The organism is Pseudonocardia phyllosphaerae, from assembly GCF_046546475.1.
GTDB lineage: Bacteria > Actinomycetota > Actinomycetes > Mycobacteriales > Pseudonocardiaceae > Pseudonocardia > Pseudonocardia phyllosphaerae.
Genome location: NZ_JBKGXS010000004.1, coordinates 1 through 18302 on the forward strand (window position 1 = coordinate 1; position 18302 = coordinate 18302).

At 73.7% G+C, this 18302-nt stretch carries 18 protein-coding genes; 11 read left to right on the forward strand and 7 right to left on the reverse strand.

Annotated features, from left to right (window positions below):
* Window positions 1–372: gamma-glutamyltransferase (locus ACLE50_RS10500; RefSeq protein ID WP_410943268.1), on the forward strand; the 372-nt coding region annotated here is incomplete at its 5' end.
* Between the two features lie 68 nt (window positions 373–440).
* Entirely contained in the window at window positions 441–1643 is a 1203-nt protein-coding gene (locus ACLE50_RS10505; protein WP_410943269.1) for a PucR family transcriptional regulator, read from the forward strand.
* Window positions 1644–1691: 48 nt separating this feature from the next.
* Here the strand turns inward: ACLE50_RS10505 and ACLE50_RS10510 are convergent, their stop codons facing one another.
* Window positions 1692–2987, reverse strand: a complete 1296-nt coding sequence (locus ACLE50_RS10510; RefSeq protein WP_410943270.1) for an NAD(P)/FAD-dependent oxidoreductase — start codon at window positions 2985–2987, stop codon at window positions 1692–1694.
* A 223-nt stretch (window positions 2988–3210) separates the two neighbouring features.
* Window positions 3211–3456, reverse strand: coding sequence for a DUF3072 domain-containing protein (locus tag ACLE50_RS10515; protein ID WP_410943271.1), 246 nt, complete (start codon window positions 3454–3456; stop codon window positions 3211–3213).
* A gap of 113 nt (window positions 3457–3569) precedes the next feature.
* On the opposite strand from ACLE50_RS10515, the gene ligD reads away from it, so the two are divergent.
* The 4 genes from ligD to ACLE50_RS10535 all read left to right on the forward strand — a co-directional run bounded on the left by ligD (window position 3570) and on the right by ACLE50_RS10535 (window position 8322).
* The gene (ligD, locus tag ACLE50_RS10520) at window positions 3570–5516 is read left to right on the forward strand and encodes a non-homologous end-joining DNA ligase (RefSeq protein ID WP_410943272.1); all 1947 of its coding nucleotides are present in this window, start codon (window positions 3570–3572) and stop codon (window positions 5514–5516) included.
* Between the two features lie 5 nt (window positions 5517–5521).
* Window positions 5522–6313 (forward strand): glycerophosphodiester phosphodiesterase family protein, encoded by a 792-nt coding sequence (locus tag ACLE50_RS10525; protein WP_410943273.1) that lies wholly within the window; start codon window positions 5522–5524, stop codon window positions 6311–6313.
* Between the two features lie 56 nt (window positions 6314–6369).
* Window positions 6370–7695, forward strand: a complete 1326-nt coding sequence (locus ACLE50_RS10530) for an MFS transporter (RefSeq protein ID WP_410943274.1) — start codon at window positions 6370–6372, stop codon at window positions 7693–7695.
* Between the two features lie 285 nt (window positions 7696–7980).
* Entirely contained in the window at window positions 7981–8322 is a 342-nt protein-coding gene (locus tag ACLE50_RS10535) for an RNA polymerase-binding protein RbpA (protein WP_410943275.1), read from the forward strand.
* 94 nt (window positions 8323–8416) lie between these two features.
* Here ACLE50_RS10535 and ACLE50_RS10540 read toward each other — a convergent pair whose 3' ends face one another.
* A complete protein-coding gene (locus ACLE50_RS10540; RefSeq protein ID WP_410943276.1) occupies window positions 8417–9223 on the reverse strand; it encodes a polyprenol monophosphomannose synthase in 807 nt (268 codons plus the stop codon).
* 197 nt (window positions 9224–9420) lie between these two features.
* On the opposite strand from ACLE50_RS10540, the gene ACLE50_RS10545 reads away from it, so the two are divergent.
* From ACLE50_RS10545 to ACLE50_RS10555, 3 genes are read left to right on the forward strand one after another with little or no spacing between them, the layout of a single operon-like run.
* Window positions 9421–10491, forward strand: a complete 1071-nt coding sequence (locus tag ACLE50_RS10545; RefSeq protein WP_410943277.1) for an ABC transporter substrate-binding protein — start codon at window positions 9421–9423, stop codon at window positions 10489–10491.
* A complete protein-coding gene (locus ACLE50_RS10550; protein ID WP_410943278.1) occupies window positions 10488–11573 on the forward strand; it encodes a FecCD family ABC transporter permease in 1086 nt (361 codons plus the stop codon). Before ACLE50_RS10545 ends, ACLE50_RS10550 begins: the two co-directional genes overlap by 4 nt.
* Complete coding sequence (locus ACLE50_RS10555; protein WP_410943279.1) at window positions 11573–12397, forward strand: ABC transporter ATP-binding protein; 825 nt, start codon at window positions 11573–11575, stop codon at window positions 12395–12397. Before ACLE50_RS10550 ends, ACLE50_RS10555 begins: the two co-directional genes overlap by 1 nt.
* On the opposite strand, the gene ACLE50_RS10560 is transcribed toward ACLE50_RS10555, so the two are convergent.
* From ACLE50_RS10560 to ACLE50_RS10575, 4 genes are all read right to left on the reverse strand, one after another.
* Window positions 12394–13215, reverse strand: a complete 822-nt coding sequence (locus ACLE50_RS10560) for a PIG-L deacetylase family protein (RefSeq protein WP_410943280.1) — start codon at window positions 13213–13215, stop codon at window positions 12394–12396. The two genes, ACLE50_RS10555 and ACLE50_RS10560, sit on opposite strands and share 4 nt — an antisense overlap.
* A gap of 253 nt (window positions 13216–13468) precedes the next feature.
* Window positions 13469–13675, reverse strand: a complete 207-nt coding sequence (locus ACLE50_RS10565) for a PspC domain-containing protein (protein ID WP_410943281.1) — start codon at window positions 13673–13675, stop codon at window positions 13469–13471.
* Between the two features lie 134 nt (window positions 13676–13809).
* A complete protein-coding gene (locus ACLE50_RS10570) occupies window positions 13810–14934 on the reverse strand; it encodes a M24 family metallopeptidase (RefSeq protein ID WP_410943282.1) in 1125 nt (374 codons plus the stop codon).
* Window positions 14935–14990: 56 nt separating this feature from the next.
* On the reverse strand, window positions 14991–15827 hold the full coding sequence (locus ACLE50_RS10575) for a GAF and ANTAR domain-containing protein (RefSeq protein WP_410943566.1): 837 nt from the start codon (window positions 15825–15827) through the stop codon (window positions 14991–14993).
* Between the two features lie 72 nt (window positions 15828–15899).
* Here ACLE50_RS10575 and ACLE50_RS10580 point away from each other — a divergent pair, with 72 nt between their 5' ends.
* Together ACLE50_RS10580 and ACLE50_RS10585 are read left to right on the forward strand one after the other, a co-directional pair.
* Window positions 15900–16877, forward strand: coding sequence for a 5'-3' exonuclease (locus ACLE50_RS10580; RefSeq protein ID WP_410943283.1), 978 nt, complete (start codon window positions 15900–15902; stop codon window positions 16875–16877).
* Window positions 16878–16907: 30 nt separating this feature from the next.
* A complete protein-coding gene (locus ACLE50_RS10585) occupies window positions 16908–18257 on the forward strand; it encodes a M20 family metallopeptidase (protein ID WP_410943284.1) in 1350 nt (449 codons plus the stop codon).
* The last annotated feature ends 45 nt before the right edge of the window (window positions 18258–18302 follow it).

Below are 18302 nucleotides of genomic sequence, written 5' to 3' on the forward strand. Positions count from 1 at the left end.
CGTCTGCGCTCGGTCCTGTCCAACACGATGGTGCTGCGCGAGGGGACCCCGTGGCTCGCGCTCGGGTCGCCGGGCAACGTGTACTGCACCGTGCCGCAGGTGCTGTCCAACATCCTCGACTTCGGGATGGATCCCTACGACGCCGACGACGCGCCGCGCTGCCTGCCCTACGCCGACGATCACACGATCTCGATCGAGAGCCGGGTGCGCCCCGGGGTGGCCGACGGCCTCGCCCGGCTGGGGGTGCTGCTCAATCCGTTGCCCGCCTACGACTACCACATGGGCACCTACCAGATGAGCTGGCGCTCCGATGACGGTGTCCTGCACGGCTGTACCGGACCGCGCCGCGAGGGCGTGGCGGCCGGGTTCTGAGACCCGGGAGGAGACCTCGGACGAACCGGCACGATGATCGTGCCGACGTGGACGGGAGGATCGCGCCGATGACGGACGACGGTCTGCAGGAGATCGTCGACGAGCTCGCCCAGCGGCTCCAGCGCTCGGTCGCGATCGACGATCCGGCAATCCGCCTGCTGGCCGCGAGCCGACATTTCGGGGACGAGGACCCGGTACGGGTGACCTCGGTCCTCAACAGGTCGGTGAGCCCCGACCTCACCGAGGAGGTGCTCGGGCACGGCATCGCGACCTGGACGCGGCCGGGACACGTGGTCATCCCGGCCGAGAACTCACTGCCCAGGCTGTGCGCTCCGGTGCGCTGCAACGGTCTTCTGCTGGGCTACCTGTGGCTGATCGACACCGCTGCCACGCTCGCCCCGGACCAGATCGCCTCGACCGAGGACGCCGCCGCGAGGGCCGGGGTCGTGCTCTACCGGCGGCTGATCCTGCACGAGCGTTCCCAGGCGCGCCACGAGGCGATCCTGCGGGAGCTGGTCTCCTCCGACCGTGCGGCCCGCGTCCAGGCTGCCGAGGACCTGCGTGCGGAGAACCTGTTTCCCGAGCGCCGGACGTCGTTCCGCGTCATGGGCGTCCAGGTCGAGGGTGGCGACGACGCGTCGGCCGTCGCGCTCGAGTCCGCCGTCGAGGAGGGTGTGCGCGCCGGCGACGACGTCGCCCTCACCGTGGCGAATCGGTCGAGAGCGTGGATCCTCCACTCCGTACGGCCGGGCGAGGTGCCGGTCGACCCCATCAGCGACCGGATCCTCGCCCGGTTCCGGTCGCTGGCCGGGGACGGGGCGCAGGTGGTGATCGGCGTCGGCTCCGCCGTCGAGGAGCTCGAGTCCGTGGTGGACTCCCACCGGCACGCGTTCCTGGCCGCCCGTGCCGCCCTGCTCGTCCCCGCGATCGGCCCGGTGGCCCGGTGGGGCGAGCTGGGCCCGTACGAGGTGCTGCTCAAGCTCCCCGTCGACGACCTCCTGCTCGCGTCGCAGGTGCCCGCGCTGGCCGCACTGGAGCGGCACGATCCGCACGGCGTGCTGATCGAGACGCTCGAGGCGTACTTCGACCACGCGGGCGACGTCCGGAGCACCGCCGAGCTGCTGTGCGTCCACCGAGCGACGCTCTACCACCGGCTCAAGCGCATCGAGACGCACACCGGCTACCGGCTGAGCCGCGGGGACGACTGCCTGACGCTGCACCTGGGGCTCAAGCTGCGTGCTCTCGCCATGGCCTACCGGCACCGATCCTGAGCTGTGTGCTCTCGCCGTTCAGTCGCATCTCCCCAGCCCATCACGTCTCTAGCCCATCACGGTGCCCGACGTCCCGGTGTCGACCTTGCGGCGTCGGGAGAACGCGCCGAGATCGATCGTCTGGCCGGTGTGCCCGCACCGGAACTGCACCGGATCGGCGTCGTGGTCGCGTCCACCCTCGACCTGTTCGACGATGGCGGCCAGGAACCCGCCGGCCAGCGGGGCGTTCTTGAACTGGTTGCCGCTCGTGCCGATCGCGACGTAGTAGCCGTCCAGCTCGGTGCGGTCGTAGATCGGGGTCCAGTCGTCGGCGACGTCGTAGACGCCCACCACGCCGCGGGGCCGGCTCGGGACGGCCAGCTCGGTCAGGCGCCGCGCCGCCCGGGTCACCTGCGCGTCGAACACGGCCGCGGTGGGGTAGGGGTGTGTTTCGTCGGGATCCTCGAGCCAGTCCAAGGTGTCGCACTCGGGTTCGGTACCCCCGACCAGCAGACCGCCTCCGACCTCGCCGCGCATGTAGGTACCGAGGTCCATGTCGGCGATGCTGATGCCGGGTGAGCCGGCCGGGGCGTAGCCGTCCGGCGCGGTGGCGTGTGCGACCTCCTGACGCAACGGGCGCACGCCGACCGTGAAGTCCGAGCCGACACCGGCCAGCCGGTTGAGTGCTCCGGACCAGGGCCCGGTCGCGTTGACGACGGTACGACAGCCGACGGTGCTGCCGTCGTCGAGCCGGACACCGGTGACGCGCCCGTCGGCGGTGTCGATCCCGACCACGGCGGTGCGCAGGCGGAACCGCGCGCCGTGGTGGGCCGCGGCCGCGGCCAGGTTCTCCGCGGCGAGCTGCGGGTCGCCGACGTATCCGGCGTCCGGTGTGTACACCGCACCCAGCTCACCCGTCGGCCCGTCCCAGAACCGGTCGTCGTCGATGCACCGGGGCGGCCAGTACCGGCCGGCGTCGATGCCCGGGATCCGGCGGCGCAGGGTGGCGCTGTCCCACTCCTCGTAGGGCACGCCGACCTCGTCGAACAGGTTCACGTACGCCGCGCGGGGAGCGAGCTCCACGTCGAGCATGGCGAGCCCGCAGCGCTCGTAACGGACCAGTTCGCCGACGTCGCAACCGAGGTGCTCGCCCCAGTGCTGCCAGCAGTGCTGCGACTCCCAGGCCGTCGCGACGCCGGCTCGGGTGGAGAAGTTGAACCGCACGACTGCGCTCGACGAGCTCGTCGAGCCGTACCCCACGGCCCCCGCCTTGTCGACGACGAGCACCTGCCGACCGGACCGGGCGAGCTCGAGCGCGATCGACGCCCCGATCACGCCGGCTCCCACGACAACGTCCAGGTTCATGCGTCCAGTCTGGGCGGCGCATCCGGCGTGGACATCCATCGGACGCCGAACACTGCGGCCGTCCGGTGCGACAGAGGTCGTCTCATCCGGCATCGCGCAGGTGGAGCGCAGACTGGTTTTGTCATAACGTGCATTATCGGCTCAACGGATAACGCCGAGCCGGACGGCGGGAGGGGTCTTCCCGAGGCCTCGTCCCGCCGTCCTTCGTTCCGCCGTCCTTCGTTCACTGCCCGCGGCCGGTCGCGTCCTGCAGCTCGTCGATGCGCCGCGACGCCTCGGCCTTGCTCATCGCGTCCAGGTTCTCCGGCGCGTCCTGTCCGGCCTGCTGCAGCAGCGTCTCCAGATACGAGCGCTGCGGACCTGTCATGGGCTCGTCGCCGGTGGTCCAGTTCGCCGGATCCTTCTCGGCGCCGGCGGTCGGGTCGGCGCTGTCCGTGTTGTGGTTCTCCGCGCTGTGATCATTGGTCATGGTTCGAACATATCTTCGGTTCCCCGCGCCCGCACGTCGAGCCGGGCCGGACACGTCCGTACTGTCATAACGGGAGCCCGGTCGTTGTCGGTCCCCTTCACTAGGCTCGGCGCGTGCCCCTCGACGAGTACCGCCGCAAGCGCGACCGTCGGCGCACGCCCGAGCCCGTCCCGGAGGACGACGCCGCGGCGGGCAGGACCGGCGACCGCTTCGTGATCCAGGAGCACCATGCGACGGCGCTGCACTGGGACCTGCGCCTGGAACGTGACGGCGTCCTGGCGTCCTGGGCGGTGCCCAAGGGACTGCCGACCGATCCGGAGACCGTGCGGATGGCGGTGCGCACCGAGGACCATCCGCTGGAGTATCTCGACTTCCACGGCACCATCCCCCGCGGCGAGTACGGCGGCGGCACGATGTCGATCTGGGATGCCGGTCGTTATGACACCGAGAAGTGGTCGGACCGGGAGGTCGCCGTCGTGCTGCACGGCGACCGGGCCCGCGGCCGCTTCGTCCTGCTGCACCGTCCCGCGGAACGCGCCGACCGCTGGCTGCTGCGCCGCACCCGCGAACAGCCGGACCTCGGCACTCCGGACGAGGCGCACACACCGCTCCCCCGTGACCCGCGCCTGACCGTCCCGGTCCGTGCCGGCGCCCTCCCTTCCGATGACGGCTGGCGGGTCCGCCCCCGCTTCGGCGGCCGCCGCGTGCTGGTCCGCTCCGACGGCGGTCGCGCCACGCTGCACCCCGTCGACGCCGGTGGCGCACCCGGGGACCCGCTGGAGCTGCCGTCCGGGCTGCGTGGGCTCGGCCCCGCCCTGGGCGCCGGCGGGCACCTGCTCGACGCCGAGCTGACCGTCCGCGGCGAGCTGTGGGTCGCCGACGTGCTGCACACCGGCGGGCGCGACGTCCGGGACCTGGGCCTCGGCGAGCGCCGCGCGCTGCTGGAAGCGCTGCCGGTCGAGGGCCCGCACCGCCGGATCGCGCCGCTGTACCCGAACGCCGGGGCGACGCTGCTCGACGCCGTCCGTGCCCAGGGGCTGCCCGGTGTCGTCGCGGTCCGGGACGGCTCGCCCTACCGCGGCGGCCCCGACGACGACTGGCAGGAGATCGACGTGCGCGGCGCCGGCACGACCGTCCCGCCGCGCCGCGACGGCCTCGGCCGAGCGACGCTCAGCAACCCGGACAAGGTGCTCTACCCGGCGACGGGGACGACGAAGGCGCAGGTCCTGGGCTACTACCTGGCCGTCGCCGAGGCGATGCTCCCGCACCTCGACGGCCGCCCGGTCACCCTCAAACGCTGGCCGGACGGGGTCGACGGGCCGTCGTTCTTCGAGAAGAACGTGTCCCGGCACGCGCCGACCTGGTTGCGCACCGCCCGCGTCGGCACCCCCGGCGGGCGCTCGGAGTCAGCGGACTTCCCGGTCATCTCCGACGACGAGGGCCTGGCCTGGGCGGCCAACCTCGCCGCCCTGGAGCTGCACGTGCCGCAGTGGCGCCTCGGTCCGCGCGACGGCCGCCACCCGCCGGACCGGGTGGTGTTCGACCTCGACCCGGGCGAGGGCACCGACGTGCTCGACTGCGCCCGCGTCGCGGTGCAGGTGCGCGACCTGCTCGCCGGGCACGGCCTGCCGGTGTACCCCTCGACGTCGGGCGGGAAGGGCATGCAGCTCTACCTGCCGGTGCGGGTGACCGAGCCGGAGCGGACCGCGGAGTTCGCCCGGGAGGTCGCCGAACGGCTCGCCGCCGAGCACCCGAAGCAGGTCATCGCCGTGATGACCCGGGCCCGGCGCCGCGGGAAGGTCTTCGTCGACTGGAGCCAGAACAACCCGGCCAAGACCACGATCGCGTCGTACTCGCTGCGCGGGCGGGAGCGCCCGACCGTCGCGACCCCGCTGACCTGGGACGAGGTCGAGGGCGCCCGCGAGCCCGGGGACCTGGTGTTCACCCTCGACGACCTGCCCGCGCGCCTGGAGGCCCACGGCGACCTGATGCGTCCCCTGCTGGACACCGAGGGTTTCCGCCTGCCCCGTGGTGGCGTCATCGGCGAGGTGCCAGGCTGACCGGCGTGCCGCACCCCTATCTCGACGGCCCGTACCCGCGCGCCTACGCCCACCGCGGCTGGCACCTCGGCGAGCTCACCGGCTGCGAGAACACCGTCGCCGCGTTCGTCGCGGCCGCCGACCACGGCCTCGGCTACGTCGAGATGGACGTGCACACCAGCGCCGACGGTGTCCCGTTCGTGCACCACGACCCCACGCTGGACCGCACCACCGACGCGACGGGCGCGATCGCCGACCGCACCGCGGCCGAGCTGGACACCGTCCTGGTCACCGGCACCGCCCGCAACGAGCCGCTGCCGCGCCTGGCCGACGCTCTCGCCGCGATCCCCGGGATCCGGGTGACGATCGAGCTCAAGTCCGACTCCGCCGTGCTGCCCACCCTCGGCGTGCTCGACGAGGGCGGCGACTTCGACCGGGTGTGCCTGGGCTCGTTCTCCGGGCGGCGGCTGCAGCGCGCCCGCGACGCGGCAGGCGAGAAGCTCTGCACCTCGATGGGCGCGCTCGCGATCACCGCGCTGCGCGCCAGGGCCTGGGGTGTGCCGTCGGCACTGCTGCCTGCCCCGTCCGGGGTGTTCGCGCAGGTCCCGCCCACGCACGGGCCGATCCCGGTCGCGGCGGATCCGCGGTTCGTCGCCGCCGCCCACGGCCTCGGCCGCGAGGTGCACGTGTGGACCGTCGACGCCGTCGCGGACATGCACCGCCTGCTCGACGACGGCGTCGACGGCCTGCTCTCCGACCGCCCGGACCTGCTGCTGGAGGTCGTCTCCGCGCGCCCCGGCACGCCCTGGGCGCGGTAGGGCCCGCGGTAGAGCTACGGAGGTCCGGTGCCGGAGCGTGGCGATACGCTCGCCCGGTGACCGACGCCGTGACCGCGCCGCCCCGTTCCCGCGTGTGGGCGTGGGGCCTGTGGGACTGGGGCTCGTCCGGGTTCCAGCACATCGCTCTGACGTTCGTGTTCTCGGTGTACCTGACCGGCTCGGTCGGCAAGGACCTGCCCGGCCCGGTGAGCGCGAACAGCTGGCTCGCCTGGTCGACCGCCGCGGCCGGGCTGCTGATCGCGGTGCTGGCCCCGGTGATCGGGCAGAGTGCGGACCGCCGCGGCCGGCGGCTGCGCGCCACCGGGGTGTGGACGGCGCTGGTCGTCGTCTGCATGGTCGGCATGTTCTGGGTGCGCGACGACTGGTCCTACCTGTGGCTGGGTCTGCTGCTGCTGGGCCTGGCGTCGATCTTCGTCGAGCTGGCCTACGTCTCCTACTACGCCCTGATGGCGCAGGTGTCGACGCCGCGCACGGTCGGCTGGGTGTCCGGCTTCGGCTGGGCACTGGGCTACGTCGGCGGGATCGTGCTGCTGCTGGCGGTGTACCTGCTGTTCCTCTCCGGCGACGGCGGCCTGCTCGGCGTCCCGAGCGCCGGCGGGCTGGACGTGCGGATCTCGGTGCTGGTCGCGGCGGTGTGGTTCGCGGTGTTCGCGGTGCCGATGTTCCTGGTCGTGCCGGAGACCCCGCCCGCGGTGCCCGGTGCGCCGAAGCTGGGTGTCGCCGGGGCGTACCGGGCGCTGTTCGCGCAGCTGCGCGAGCTGTACCGCTCCGACCGGCACACGCTGTACTTCCTGGGTGCCAGCGCGCTCTACCGGGACGCGGTGAACGCGATCTTCTCCTTCGGCGGGGTCCTCGCCGTCACCGTCTACGGGCTCGCGCCCGGGCAGGTGCTGGTGTTCGGGGTCGCGGTGAACGTCGTCGCCGCGATCGGAGCGCTCGCGGGGGGCAGGCTCGACGACCGGCTGGGCTCGAAGACGGTCGTCGTCGCCTCGCTGGTCGGGCTGATCGTCGTCGCCGTGGTGCTGCTGGTCGTCTCCGGGCCGACGCTGTTCTGGGTGTTCGGCCTGGGGCTGGGGCTGTTCGTGGGGCCGGTGCAGGCGTCGTCGCGGTCGTTCCTGCTGCGGGCGTGCCCGGACGGCCAGGAGGGCCAACTGTTCGGTCTCTACGCCACGACCGGCCGCGCGGTCTCGTTCGTCGCGCCCGCGTTGATCGGGTTGTTCACCTGGTTGTTCGCCTCGGACCGGGCCGGGACGGTCGGGATCGTGCTCGTGCTCGTCGCGGGGCTGGTGGCGCTGCTGCCGGTCCGCTCCCCCGCACAGCCCGCCGCGGAGAGACCCGCATCCCCGGTCTCACCTGCATGAACGGTGTCGCGGGTGCCGGGACACGAACCCCGGCGTGAACAGTGCGCTAACGCCCCGTGATCAGCGTCACAGACGGCTGACACGTCACATTGGCGTGTGTAAAGGGGCCGGATAGGGCACTCTGGCACATCGGGCACACGCTGGGTTACCCCCGGGTACTACCGGGAGTTCACGTGTGCCCTGCCATCGGGAATGAGCGTAGCTCCACGAACGTTACACCCGGTGGCGGCGACGTAACTGTCGAGGTGCCGCCGCCTCGACACTGAGCAAGGAGGGTGACGACGCATGGCCGACCGCGTTCTGCGTGGCAGCCGGCTCGGGGCTGTCAGCTACGAGACCGACCGCAACCACGACCTGGCGCCGCGGCAGATGGTCCGTTATGTGTCCGAGTCCGGCCACGAGTTCGAGGTGCCGTTCGCCAACGACGCCGAGCCGCCGGCCACCTGGGAGTCCCCCCAGGGTGGTGTCGGCCGCCGCGTCGACGGGGTGGAGCCGGAGGGCAAGAAGGCCAAGCCGCCGCGCACGCACTGGGACATGCTCCTGGAGCGCCGCTCCGTCGCCGAGCTGGAGGAGCTGCTCAACGAGCGGCTCGAGCTGCTGCGGGAGCGTCGCGCCGAGATCGCCTGACCCGGGCACACGCACGTCACGGAAGCCGGGATCCCCTCGCGGGGGTCCCGGCTTCCGTTCTGTTCGGGGCCGGTGGGTCGGAACGGGCCGGGGGTCAGCGGTGCGCGGGACCCGGGGCCGGGTCGGCCGGATCGGCCGTCGGCCGGGCCGCGGGCGGCTCGCCGTACGGCGGCCCGGCGCGGCGCAGCCGGTAGCCCAGCCCCCACAGCGTCACCCGCCACAGCGCCTCGGCGACGATCGCGCCGTTCATCTTCGACGAGCCGTGCTCGCGCTCGGTGAAGGTGATCGGCACCTCGCGCACCCGGAACCCGGCGCGTACCGCCCGCCACGCCATGTCGACCTGGAAGCAGTAGCCCTGCGAGGCGACGCTGTCCAGGTGCAGGGCCTCCAGGACCTCGCGGCGGAACATCCGGAACCCGCCGGTGACGTCGCGCATCGGGACCCCGAGCGCGAGCCGGGAGTACACGTTGCCGCCGCGGGACAGCGCCGCGCGGTGCCACGGCCAGTTCACGACCCGGCCGCCTGGCACGTACCGGGACCCGAGGACGACGTCGGTGTGCGCGAGCGCGTCGAGCATCCCGGGCAGCTCCTCGGGGGCGTGCGAGCCGTCGGCGTCCATCTCGACGACCACGCCGTAGCGCTCGCGCAGTGCGAACCGGAACCCGTCCAGGTAGGCCGCGCCGAGGCCCTCCTTCCCGGGCCGGTGCAGCACGTGCACCCGGTCGTCGGCGGCGGCGCAGGCGTCGGCCAGCTCCCCGGTGCCGTCCGGGCTCGCGTCGTCGACGACGAGGACGTCGGCGCCGGGCAGCGCGTCGTGGATCCGCGCGAGCAGGGGGCCGAGGTTGTCCCGCTCGTCGTAGGTGGGGACGACGATCAGGACGGATCCCGCGGGGTGCGCCATGGTCGTCCTTCCGTGCCGCCGACCGTGCTGCCGACCGAGCCGATGAAGCTTCTCAGCCTAGCCCGCCCGGCCTGAACGCCCCCTGAACGCCGACACCTGCGCTGTATCCGCATGTGCGCCGTCGGTGACGCGATGAACGTCGCAATCACGCGTAAGAATTGGATTTGGAGACCGCAGCTGCGGCAACATGGGCGGACGTGAAGCTCCTCGCACGTCGTTCATTGCCGGCCATCGCGACCCTTGCCGTCCTCACCGTGGGCCTGACCGCCTGCGGCTCCTCCGCCCCGCCCGCCGGGCCGACCCGCCCGGTCACCGACACCGCGGGCACCACGGTGCAGGTGCCGGAGCGCCCGGCGCGGATCGCGGACGCCTGGCCGGCGCACAACGAGGTCGTGACGATGCTCGGCGCCGGCGACCGGATCGTGGCCACGGTGCTCAAGCCGACCACGACCCCGTGGCAGTACGTCGTGAACCCGCACATGCACGACGCACCGACGGTGTTCACCAACAGCTCCGCCGACGTCGAGGGGCTGCTGGCCCAGCACCCCGACCTGGTGTTCACCCCGGACAACGCGCAGCTGTCCTCGTCGCTGGGCGACATCGGCGTCCCCACGATGCAGATGAACTTCAAGGACTACCCGGGCCTGAAGAAGATGGTGACCACCACCGGGGAGGCCCTCGGCGGGGACGCCCCGCAGCGTGCGACGGACTTCAACGCCTACCTCGACCGGAGCCTGGCGAAGGTCCAGGGCAGGACGAAGTCCCTGCCCGACGCGAAGCGCCCGAGCGTCCTGCACATCACCTCGCTCAACCCGCTGATCGTCGACGGCACCGACACGATCATCGACCAGTGGATCCGGGCCGCCGGTGGGCGCAACGCGGCGACGGTGAAGGGCAACAACAAGACCGTCGGGATCGAGCAGGTGCTCGCCTGGAACCCGGATCTGATCATCCTGGGCTCCAACACCCTGGTCGACCCGAAGGACCCGAACCGCGCGGTGCGCGACATGCTCGCCGACCCGGCCTACGCCCGGCTCAAGGCCGTGCAGAACAAGAAGCTCGTGCTGAACCCGGTCGGCGCGTTCTTCTGGGACCGCTACTCCGCCGAGGGTGCGCTGCAGGTCCAGTGGGCCGCGAAGACGCTGCACCCGGAGCTGTTCCGCGACATCGACATGAACGCCACCACGCGCGAGTTCTACCAGCGGTTCCTGAACTACCCGCTCTCCCCCGAGCAGGCCGACAAGATCCTGCAGGCCCGGCAGCCGTGAGCCGCTCCGCCCCGACCGGCGCGTCCGGCGCGGTGGACGCCGCGACGGACGCGACCGCCGCCGGATCCGCGGCACCGGACACCCGCCACCGGCGGGCGGTACTGGTGTCCGCGGTGCTGGTCGTCCTGCTCGTCGTCGGCGCGATCCTGTCGGCCACGCTGGGCCGCTACCCGCTCGGCGTCCCGGCGATCCTGCAGACGATCGTCGCGCCCGGTGCGCACCCGGCCGACGCCCAGGTGTTCTACGACGTCCGCCTCGTCCGGATCGGCGCCGCGCTGCTCGTCGGCGCGGTGCTGGCGCTGGCCGGGTCGGCGTTCCAGGCGGTGTTCCGCAACCCGATGGTCTCCCCCGACGTCCTCGGCGCGTCCGGCGGCGCCGGGATGGGCGCGTCGCTGGCACTGCTGTTCGGGCTCGGCGTCGCAGGCACCCAGGCGTTCGCCTTCCTCGGCGGGCTGCTCGCGGTGCTCGCCGCGCTGGTCGTGGACCGGATGATCGACCGCCGTGGCTCGATCCTCACGCTGATCCTGACCGGCATGGTCGTCGCGAGCCTGTGCTCGGCGGTGATCTCGCTGGTCAAGTACGTCGGCGACCCGGAGGACAAGCTCCCGCAGATCACGTTCTGGCTGCTCGGCGGGTTGTCCGCGGTCCGGCCGCACGACGTCGCGTGGCTGGCCGCGGTGTTCGTCGTCGGCGGGGTGGCGCTGATGGCACTGCGCTGGCGGCTCACGGCACTGGCGTTCGGCGACGAGCAGGCCGCCACGATGGGCGTCGACGTCCGCACGGTGCGGCTGGTGACGATCGCCGCGGCGACGCTGCTGACCGCGGTCGCGGTGTCGGTCGCCGGCATCGTCGGCTGGGTGGGGCTGCTCGTGCCGCACCTGGCGCGGATCCTGGTCGGCGCGGACAACCGCGTCGCGCTGCCGGTGTCGGCGCTGCTGGGGGCGCTGTTCCTGCTGGTGGTGGACACAGTGAGTCGGTCGGCGTCCGGGGTGGAGATCCCGCTCGGGGTGCTGACGGCGCTGCTGGGCGCGCCCGGGTTCCTGTACCTGCTGGCCCTGGGACGACGGCAGGGGTGGATCTGATGGCCCCGGCACCGCCTGCGCTGGCTGCGAGGGACCTCGCGTGCGGGTACGGCTCGCGCACCGTGCTGTCCGGGATCACCGTCGGCGTCGCGCCGGGTGAGGTCGTGGCGCTGCTCGGCCGCAACGGCGTCGGGAAGACGACGCTGTTCAAGACCCTGCTCGGGCTGCTCCCGGCCCGGAACGGCACCGTCGAGGTCGGCGGGGAGCCCCTCGCCGCGCTGTCCCGGCGGGAACGCGCACGGCGGCTGGCCTACGTCCCGCAGGGCGGCGACGACCCGTTCGCCCACCGGGTGCTCGACGTCGTGCTGCTCGGGCGGACCGCGTCGCTGGGCTGGCGGCCCGTACCCGGCGCCCGCGACGCCGAGATCGCCCGGTCCTGCCTGGACCGGCTGGGTATCGCCCACCTCGCCGACCGCTCGGTGTCCGAGCTGTCCGGCGGGCAGCGCCAGATGGTGCTCATCGCCCGCGCCCTGGCCCAGGAGCCCGGTGTGCTGATGATGGACGAGCCCACCGCCGACCTGGACCTGGGCAACGAGGTGCGGGTGCTCACCTGCATCCGGGACCTCGCCGCGGAGGGGGTGTCGGTGGTGTTCACCTCGCACCGGCCCGAGCACGCGTTCCGGGTGGCGTCGCGCGCGGTGCTGCTGCAGCCCGACGGGTCCTACGCCGCCGGCCCGGTCGCCGAGGTGCTGACCGGGGAGGCGATGAGCAGTGCCTACGGCGCGCAGGTCGTGGTCACCGCCCCGGAGGGCGGCCTCGTGTCCTGCACGGCTCTGTTGCCCGACCAGGTCCCGCTGCCCGACCAGTTCCCGGTGCGCGACTAGTTTCCGGTGTGCGCGACCGGCCCGGTGAGCAGGTGCGCGTTGCCGAGCCGGTCCAGCACACCCGGGCCGGTCGGGGCGTGCGAGCCGCGCAGGAACCACTCGTAGCCGTAGGCGTCGGCGAACCCGGCCTCCGGGACGGCGTCCGGGGCGATCTGGCTGGCGTGTGCGAGCATCGCCGCCCGCTTCACGGCCAGGTCCGTCGCCGAGCCGGTGACCGCGACCGGGATCTCCGCGGTGACCCGCCCGAACCCGACGCCGGCGGCGCGGGCGGCGCCGTGGATCAGGTGCCGGTCGCGCGCGGCGAGCGCCAAGTGCTCCCGGTCCACGGTCATCCGGTAGCCGGTGGCCCCGGTCAGCGACGTCGCGATGGCGCCCGCGGCGTGCGAGGCGCGGTGGTCGGGGTGGCCGTAGATGCCGGCGTCGTCGTCGTGGATGACAGTGCCTGCGCCCTCGGCGTCGACGAGCTCGGCCAGGGTGCGGCCCAGCACGACCGGGTCGGCGCCGGCGAGCGCGTCGGGGTGGGTGGTGCCGGGGCCGCCGGGCAGTCCGGAGTCGCGGTGCCCGAGCAGCACCAGCCGGGACACCCCGAGCAGCTCGGCGGCGGACTCCAGCTCGTGGCGGCGGCGGTCGACAACGGTCTCGCCGGAGGCCAGCGGCAGGCGGGATCCGCCCAGGTCACCGCCGGTGGCGAGGACCAGGACGACGCGGGCGCCTGCGTCGGCGAGGCGGCGCAGGGTCAGCCCGGTGAAGATCGACTCGTCGTCGGGGTGGGCGTGCAGGGCGAGAACGGTCTCGCCGGTGAGGTCGGTGGTAGCCACGTGATCGCTTCCGCGAGGAGGGACGGGGACCGTGCGGGTCCGGTGCCTGACGACGCGGGAGGCGAGAGAAGAAGCGTGCTCAGCCGCGCGGGCACGGACCCGGACGACAGCAGCGACACGCGCGCACGGCGAGGTGCGCGGTGGCGGTCGTCGGGTCGATCACGCGGGACATCATGCCAGGGCGGCCGCCCCGCGGGGGCACCGGGCCCCCGCGACGACGGTCACACCCGGGTGGGCGTGCTCGGGAGCGGGATCAGAACTGCGCCTTCGGCATGATCAGCCACATCACGAGGTAGATCACGAACTGTGGCCCCGGGAGCAGGCACGACAGCAGGAACAGGATCCGCACGGTGTTGCGGCCCATGCCGAAGCGGTCGGCCAGACCGGCGCACACCCCGGCGATCACCGTCCCGTTGCGGGGGCGGACGAGTGCACCGGGCGGTTGCTGCTGGACGGTCATGGTGTTCCTCCTCGGGCGGGGTGGTGCTCCTACGCCGTCCACCCTGGCAGCGGGTGGACGGCGTCGCCTCCGGGGAACGCCCGGGACCCCCCTCCGGGTTCCCCGGAGGGGGGTCTCCAGCAGGACGGGTCCCCTTACAGGACGACCAGGTCGTGAGGGTTGTTGTTCAGCCGCTCCGCGCCGTCCGCGGTCACCACGACGATGTCCTCGATCCGCGCGCCCCACTTGCCGGCCTGGTAGATGCCCGGCTCGACGGAGAACGCCATGCCCTCGTGCAGGACGAGGTCGTTGCCGTCGACGATGTAGGGCTCCTCGTGCACGTCGAGCCCGATGCCGTGCCCGGTGCGGTGGATGAAGTGCTCGCCGTGCCCGGCGGCGGCGATGTGCTCGCGGGCGGCGCGGTCGATGTCGGCGGCGGTCGCGCCGGGGCGCACCGCGGCGACGGCGGCCTCCTGCGCCTGCTGCAGCACCGCGTAGGTCTCCTTCACCTCCGGGCCGGGCTCGCCGATCACGTAGGTGCGGGTGCAGTCGGAGTTGTAGCCGTCCGGCAGCGGGCCACCGATGTCGATCACGACGACGTCGCCCTCCTGGATCACGCGGTCGGACACGTCGTGGTGCGGGCTGGCGCCGTTCGGGCCGGACCCGACGATCACGAACGCGGCCTCGGCGTGGCCCTCGGCCAGGATCGCCTCGGTGATGTCCGCGCCGACCTCGGCCTCGGTGCGCCCGGCGCGCAGGAACTCGCCCATCCGGGCGTGCACGCGGTCGATGGCCTGCCCGGCGGCGCGCAGCCGGGCGATCTCGCCGGGGTCCTTGCGCATCCGCAGCTCGCGCAGGATCGGCCCGCCGAGGGTCTGCGGGACGTCCGGGAACGCCGCGCGCAGGCCGAGGACGTGGCGGGCCTGCATGTCGTCGTCGACGGCCATCCGGGTCGGGCCGCCGGCCAGGTCGCTGACCAGCAGGTACGGGTCCTCGCCGTCGACCCAGGTGACGAGCTCGATGCCCAGGTCGTCGAGCGGGACGTCGGCGAAGCCGGGCGCCTCCAGCGCGGGGACGACGAGCGCGGGCGGGGCGCGGTGCCCGGCGGCGGGGACGACGAGGCAGGTGAGGCGCTCGTGCGAGGACCCGTCGAACCCGGTGAGGTAGCGCAGGTCGGTGCCCGGGGTCAGGAAGAGCACGTCCGTGCCCTGCTCGGCGGCCTGCTCGCCCGCCCGGCGGAGCCGGTCGGCGAGCAGCTCGGTGGCGACGCGGTCGGTCATGGGTCGCAGCGTATTCCGGCGGCGCCCGCGGGCGAACCCCGCCCGGCGATGTGGCGTCAGTCGGTGCGGTCGAGCGCGGTCGGGTTCGCGCTGAGCGTCCCGGCCAGCTCGACGAGCTTCACGTTGAGGTCCTGGGAGGTGCGGCGCAGCACGTCGAACGCCTCGTCCGCGGTGAGCCCGCGGCGGGCCATGAGGATGCCCTTGGCCTGGCCGATGACGTCGCGGGAGGCGACGGCGCGGCGCAGCTGGGTCTCCTGCAGCTCCGCGGCGGACACGGCGCCGCAGGCCCGCAGCGCCAGCGACGCGTGCGTGGCCAGCAGCAGCAGCCGGTCCCGGTCGGCTGCGGTGAACGCGTCGGTGCCTGCGGCATAGACGTTCAGCGCGCCGGGGCGCCGCGACGGCAGGTCCTCCTGCACCAGCGACGCGGCCAGCACCGACAGGTAGCCGTGCCGGGCCGCCTCGGCGGCGAACTCGGGCCAGCGGCCGTCGGTGCGCAGGTCCTCGGACACCGCGATCGCCGGCCCGTCGGCGCGGGCGGCGTCGACGCACGGTCCGCGGCCGCTGGCGTACTGCGCCTCGTCGATCGTCGACGCGGCCGGGCCCGTCTCGATCGGGGTGTGGAAGCGGCCGTCGTCGTCGCACAGGGTGATGCTGACGAGGTCGGTGGCCGGGACGACGCGCCGCGCCGCGTCGGCGATGCGCTCCAGCGCCTCGGCGACGGAGTCGGTCCCGAGCAGCGCGGCGGTGAGGTCGGCGAACTCGTGGGCCAGCGGGCCCGCCTCGTCGACCCCGGCGGCGGCGAAGCGCGCGCGGTCGGCCGCCCACTCGTCCTCGGTGGCGTCCGTACCCGGGTGGCCTACCGGTTCCGGGCGTGCCTGCCCGGTGTGATGCATCTGGTCCACCCCGCCATCATGCCGAACCGGGTACGGACACGCGTGCCCGCCCGGCCTGCGAGACTCCCGGCCATGACCGACCGCCCGCTGCTGCTGCTCGACGCGGCCAGCATGTACTTCCGCGCCTACTTCGGTGTCCCTGAGTCCATCACGGCACCGGACGGGACGCCGGTGAACGCCGTCCGCGGGTTCACCGACATGATCTCCCGGCTGGTCACCGAGCACCGCCCGGCGCGGCTGGTGGCCTGCCTGGACCTGGACTGGCGACCGGAGTTCCGGGTGGCGGCGCTGCCGTCGTACAAGGCGCACCGGGTGGTCGAGGCCCAGCAGGCCGACGAGGTCGCCGCCGGTGTCCCCGAGGAGGTGCCCGACACACTCGCCCCGCAGGTGCCGATCATCGGCGACGTGCTGGCCGCGGCCGGGATCGCCACCGGCGGCGCGGCCGGGCACGAGGCCGACGACGTCATCGGCACCCTGGCCCACCGCGAGGACACCGACCCGGTGCTGGGGGTGTCCGGGGACCGCGACCTCATGCAGATCGTCCGCGACGGCGGCCCGGGCGTCGCGCCGGTGCGGCTGCTCTACATCGGACGCGGGCTGAACAAGGCCGAGAACTGCGGTCCCGACGAGGTCGCCGCCAAGTACGGGCTGCCCCGTGACCGCGCCGGAGTCGCCTACGCCGACATGGCGATGCTGCGTGGCGACCCCTCCGACGGCCTGCCCGGTGTCGCCGGGGTGGGCGAGAAGACCGCCGCCACCCTGGTCGGGCGCTACGACGACTGGACCGCGCTGCTCGCCGGGGTGGACGACCCTTCGGACCGCCGGATGGCGGCCGGGGTGCGGGCGAAGCTCGCCGCCGCCCGGGGCTATCTCGACGCGGCGCCGCGGGTGGTGCGGGTGGTGACCGACGCGCCCGTCGAGCTCGACCGCGACACCACGCTGCCGGCCGCACCGGCCGACCCGGAGCGTCTCGACGAGCTGGCCCGGCGGTGGGGGCTGGAGTCCTCGGTGGCGCGGCTGCGGAAGGCGTTCGACGCGGCGTCCGGCTGAGCCGCCGCTGCGCGGTGGCAGGATCGGGGCGTGACGTGCCCCGACCACCACCACGCCCAGCAGCGCGACCCCGAACGGCCCAGCACCGCCCACGACGAGGCGGTCGCCGCGCGGACCGCGGCCCGCGCCGCGGCCGCCGAGCCGATCACCTCGCCGTACGCGGGCGCCCCGGCTGCGATACGCGACGCGCTGACCACCGCGGTCGCCGACCTCGGCCCGCAGCTGCTGGAGCTCTCGCATGCGCTGCACGCCGACCCGGAGACCGCGTTCGAGGAACGGCACTCCGTCGCCCGGGTGGCTGCGCTGCTGGAGCGGCACGGGATCGCCTCCGAGATCGGCGGCTACGGGCTGGAGACCTCGCTGCGGGCGGGTGTCGGCTCCGGCGGCCCGACGGTCGCGGTGCTCGCCGAGTACGACGCGCTGCCCGGCATCGGGCACGCCTGCGGGCACAACGTCATCTGCTCGACGGCGGTCGGCGCGTTCCTGGCGCTGGCGCAGGTGCTCGGCACGTCGGGCGTGAGCGGCACCGTGGTGCTGCTCGGCACACCCGCCGAGGAGGGCGGCGGCGGGAAGGAGACGATGGCCCGCGCCGGCGCGTTCGACGACGTCGACGCCGCGGTCATGCTGCACCCCTTCGCTCACGACATCGCCGACCACCCGTTCCTGGGGCGGCGCCAGCTCGAGGTCGTCTACCACGGTGTCGCCGCGCACGCGGCCGCCCAGCCGCACATGGGGCGCAACGCCCTCGACGCCGCGGTGCTCGCCTACCAGGGTGTCGCGATGCTGCGCCAGCACCTGCCCGACGCCGACCGGCTGCACGGCATCGTCACCGACGGCGGCCAGGTGCCCAACGTCGTCCCGGAACGGGCCGGGTCCCGCTACTACCTGCGCTCCCAGGACCCGGAGACGCTGCGTGACCTCACCGCGCGGGTCGAGGGCATCGCCGTCGGCGCCGCGCTGATGACCGGCTGCGGCTACACGCTGACCTGGGATCCGCGCCCGCCGTACCTGCCGATCCGGCACAACACCACCCTCGCCGCCCGCTGGGCGGTGCACCAGGCCGACCGCGGCCGGACGGTGTTCCCGCGCGGTGTCGTCCCGGAGTCAGAGACCGGCTCGACCGACCTGGGCAACATCTCGATGCGGATCCCCTCGATCCACCCGATGCTCGGCATCGCCGAGCCGGGCACGGCGCTGCACACCACCGGCTTCGCCGAGGCCGCCGGCAGCGCGTCCGGGGACCGCGGGGTGCTCGACGGCGCCACCGGGCTCGCGCAGACCGTCGCGGACCTGTTGTGCGACACCGAGCTGCGCGCCGCGGTGGAAGCGGAGTTCGCCGCGCAGGGCGGTCCGGTGGACGTGCCGCACTACTTCGACTGAGCGCACAGCTGCTCCCCCGGGATGCGTGGGGCCGGGACGGGCCGA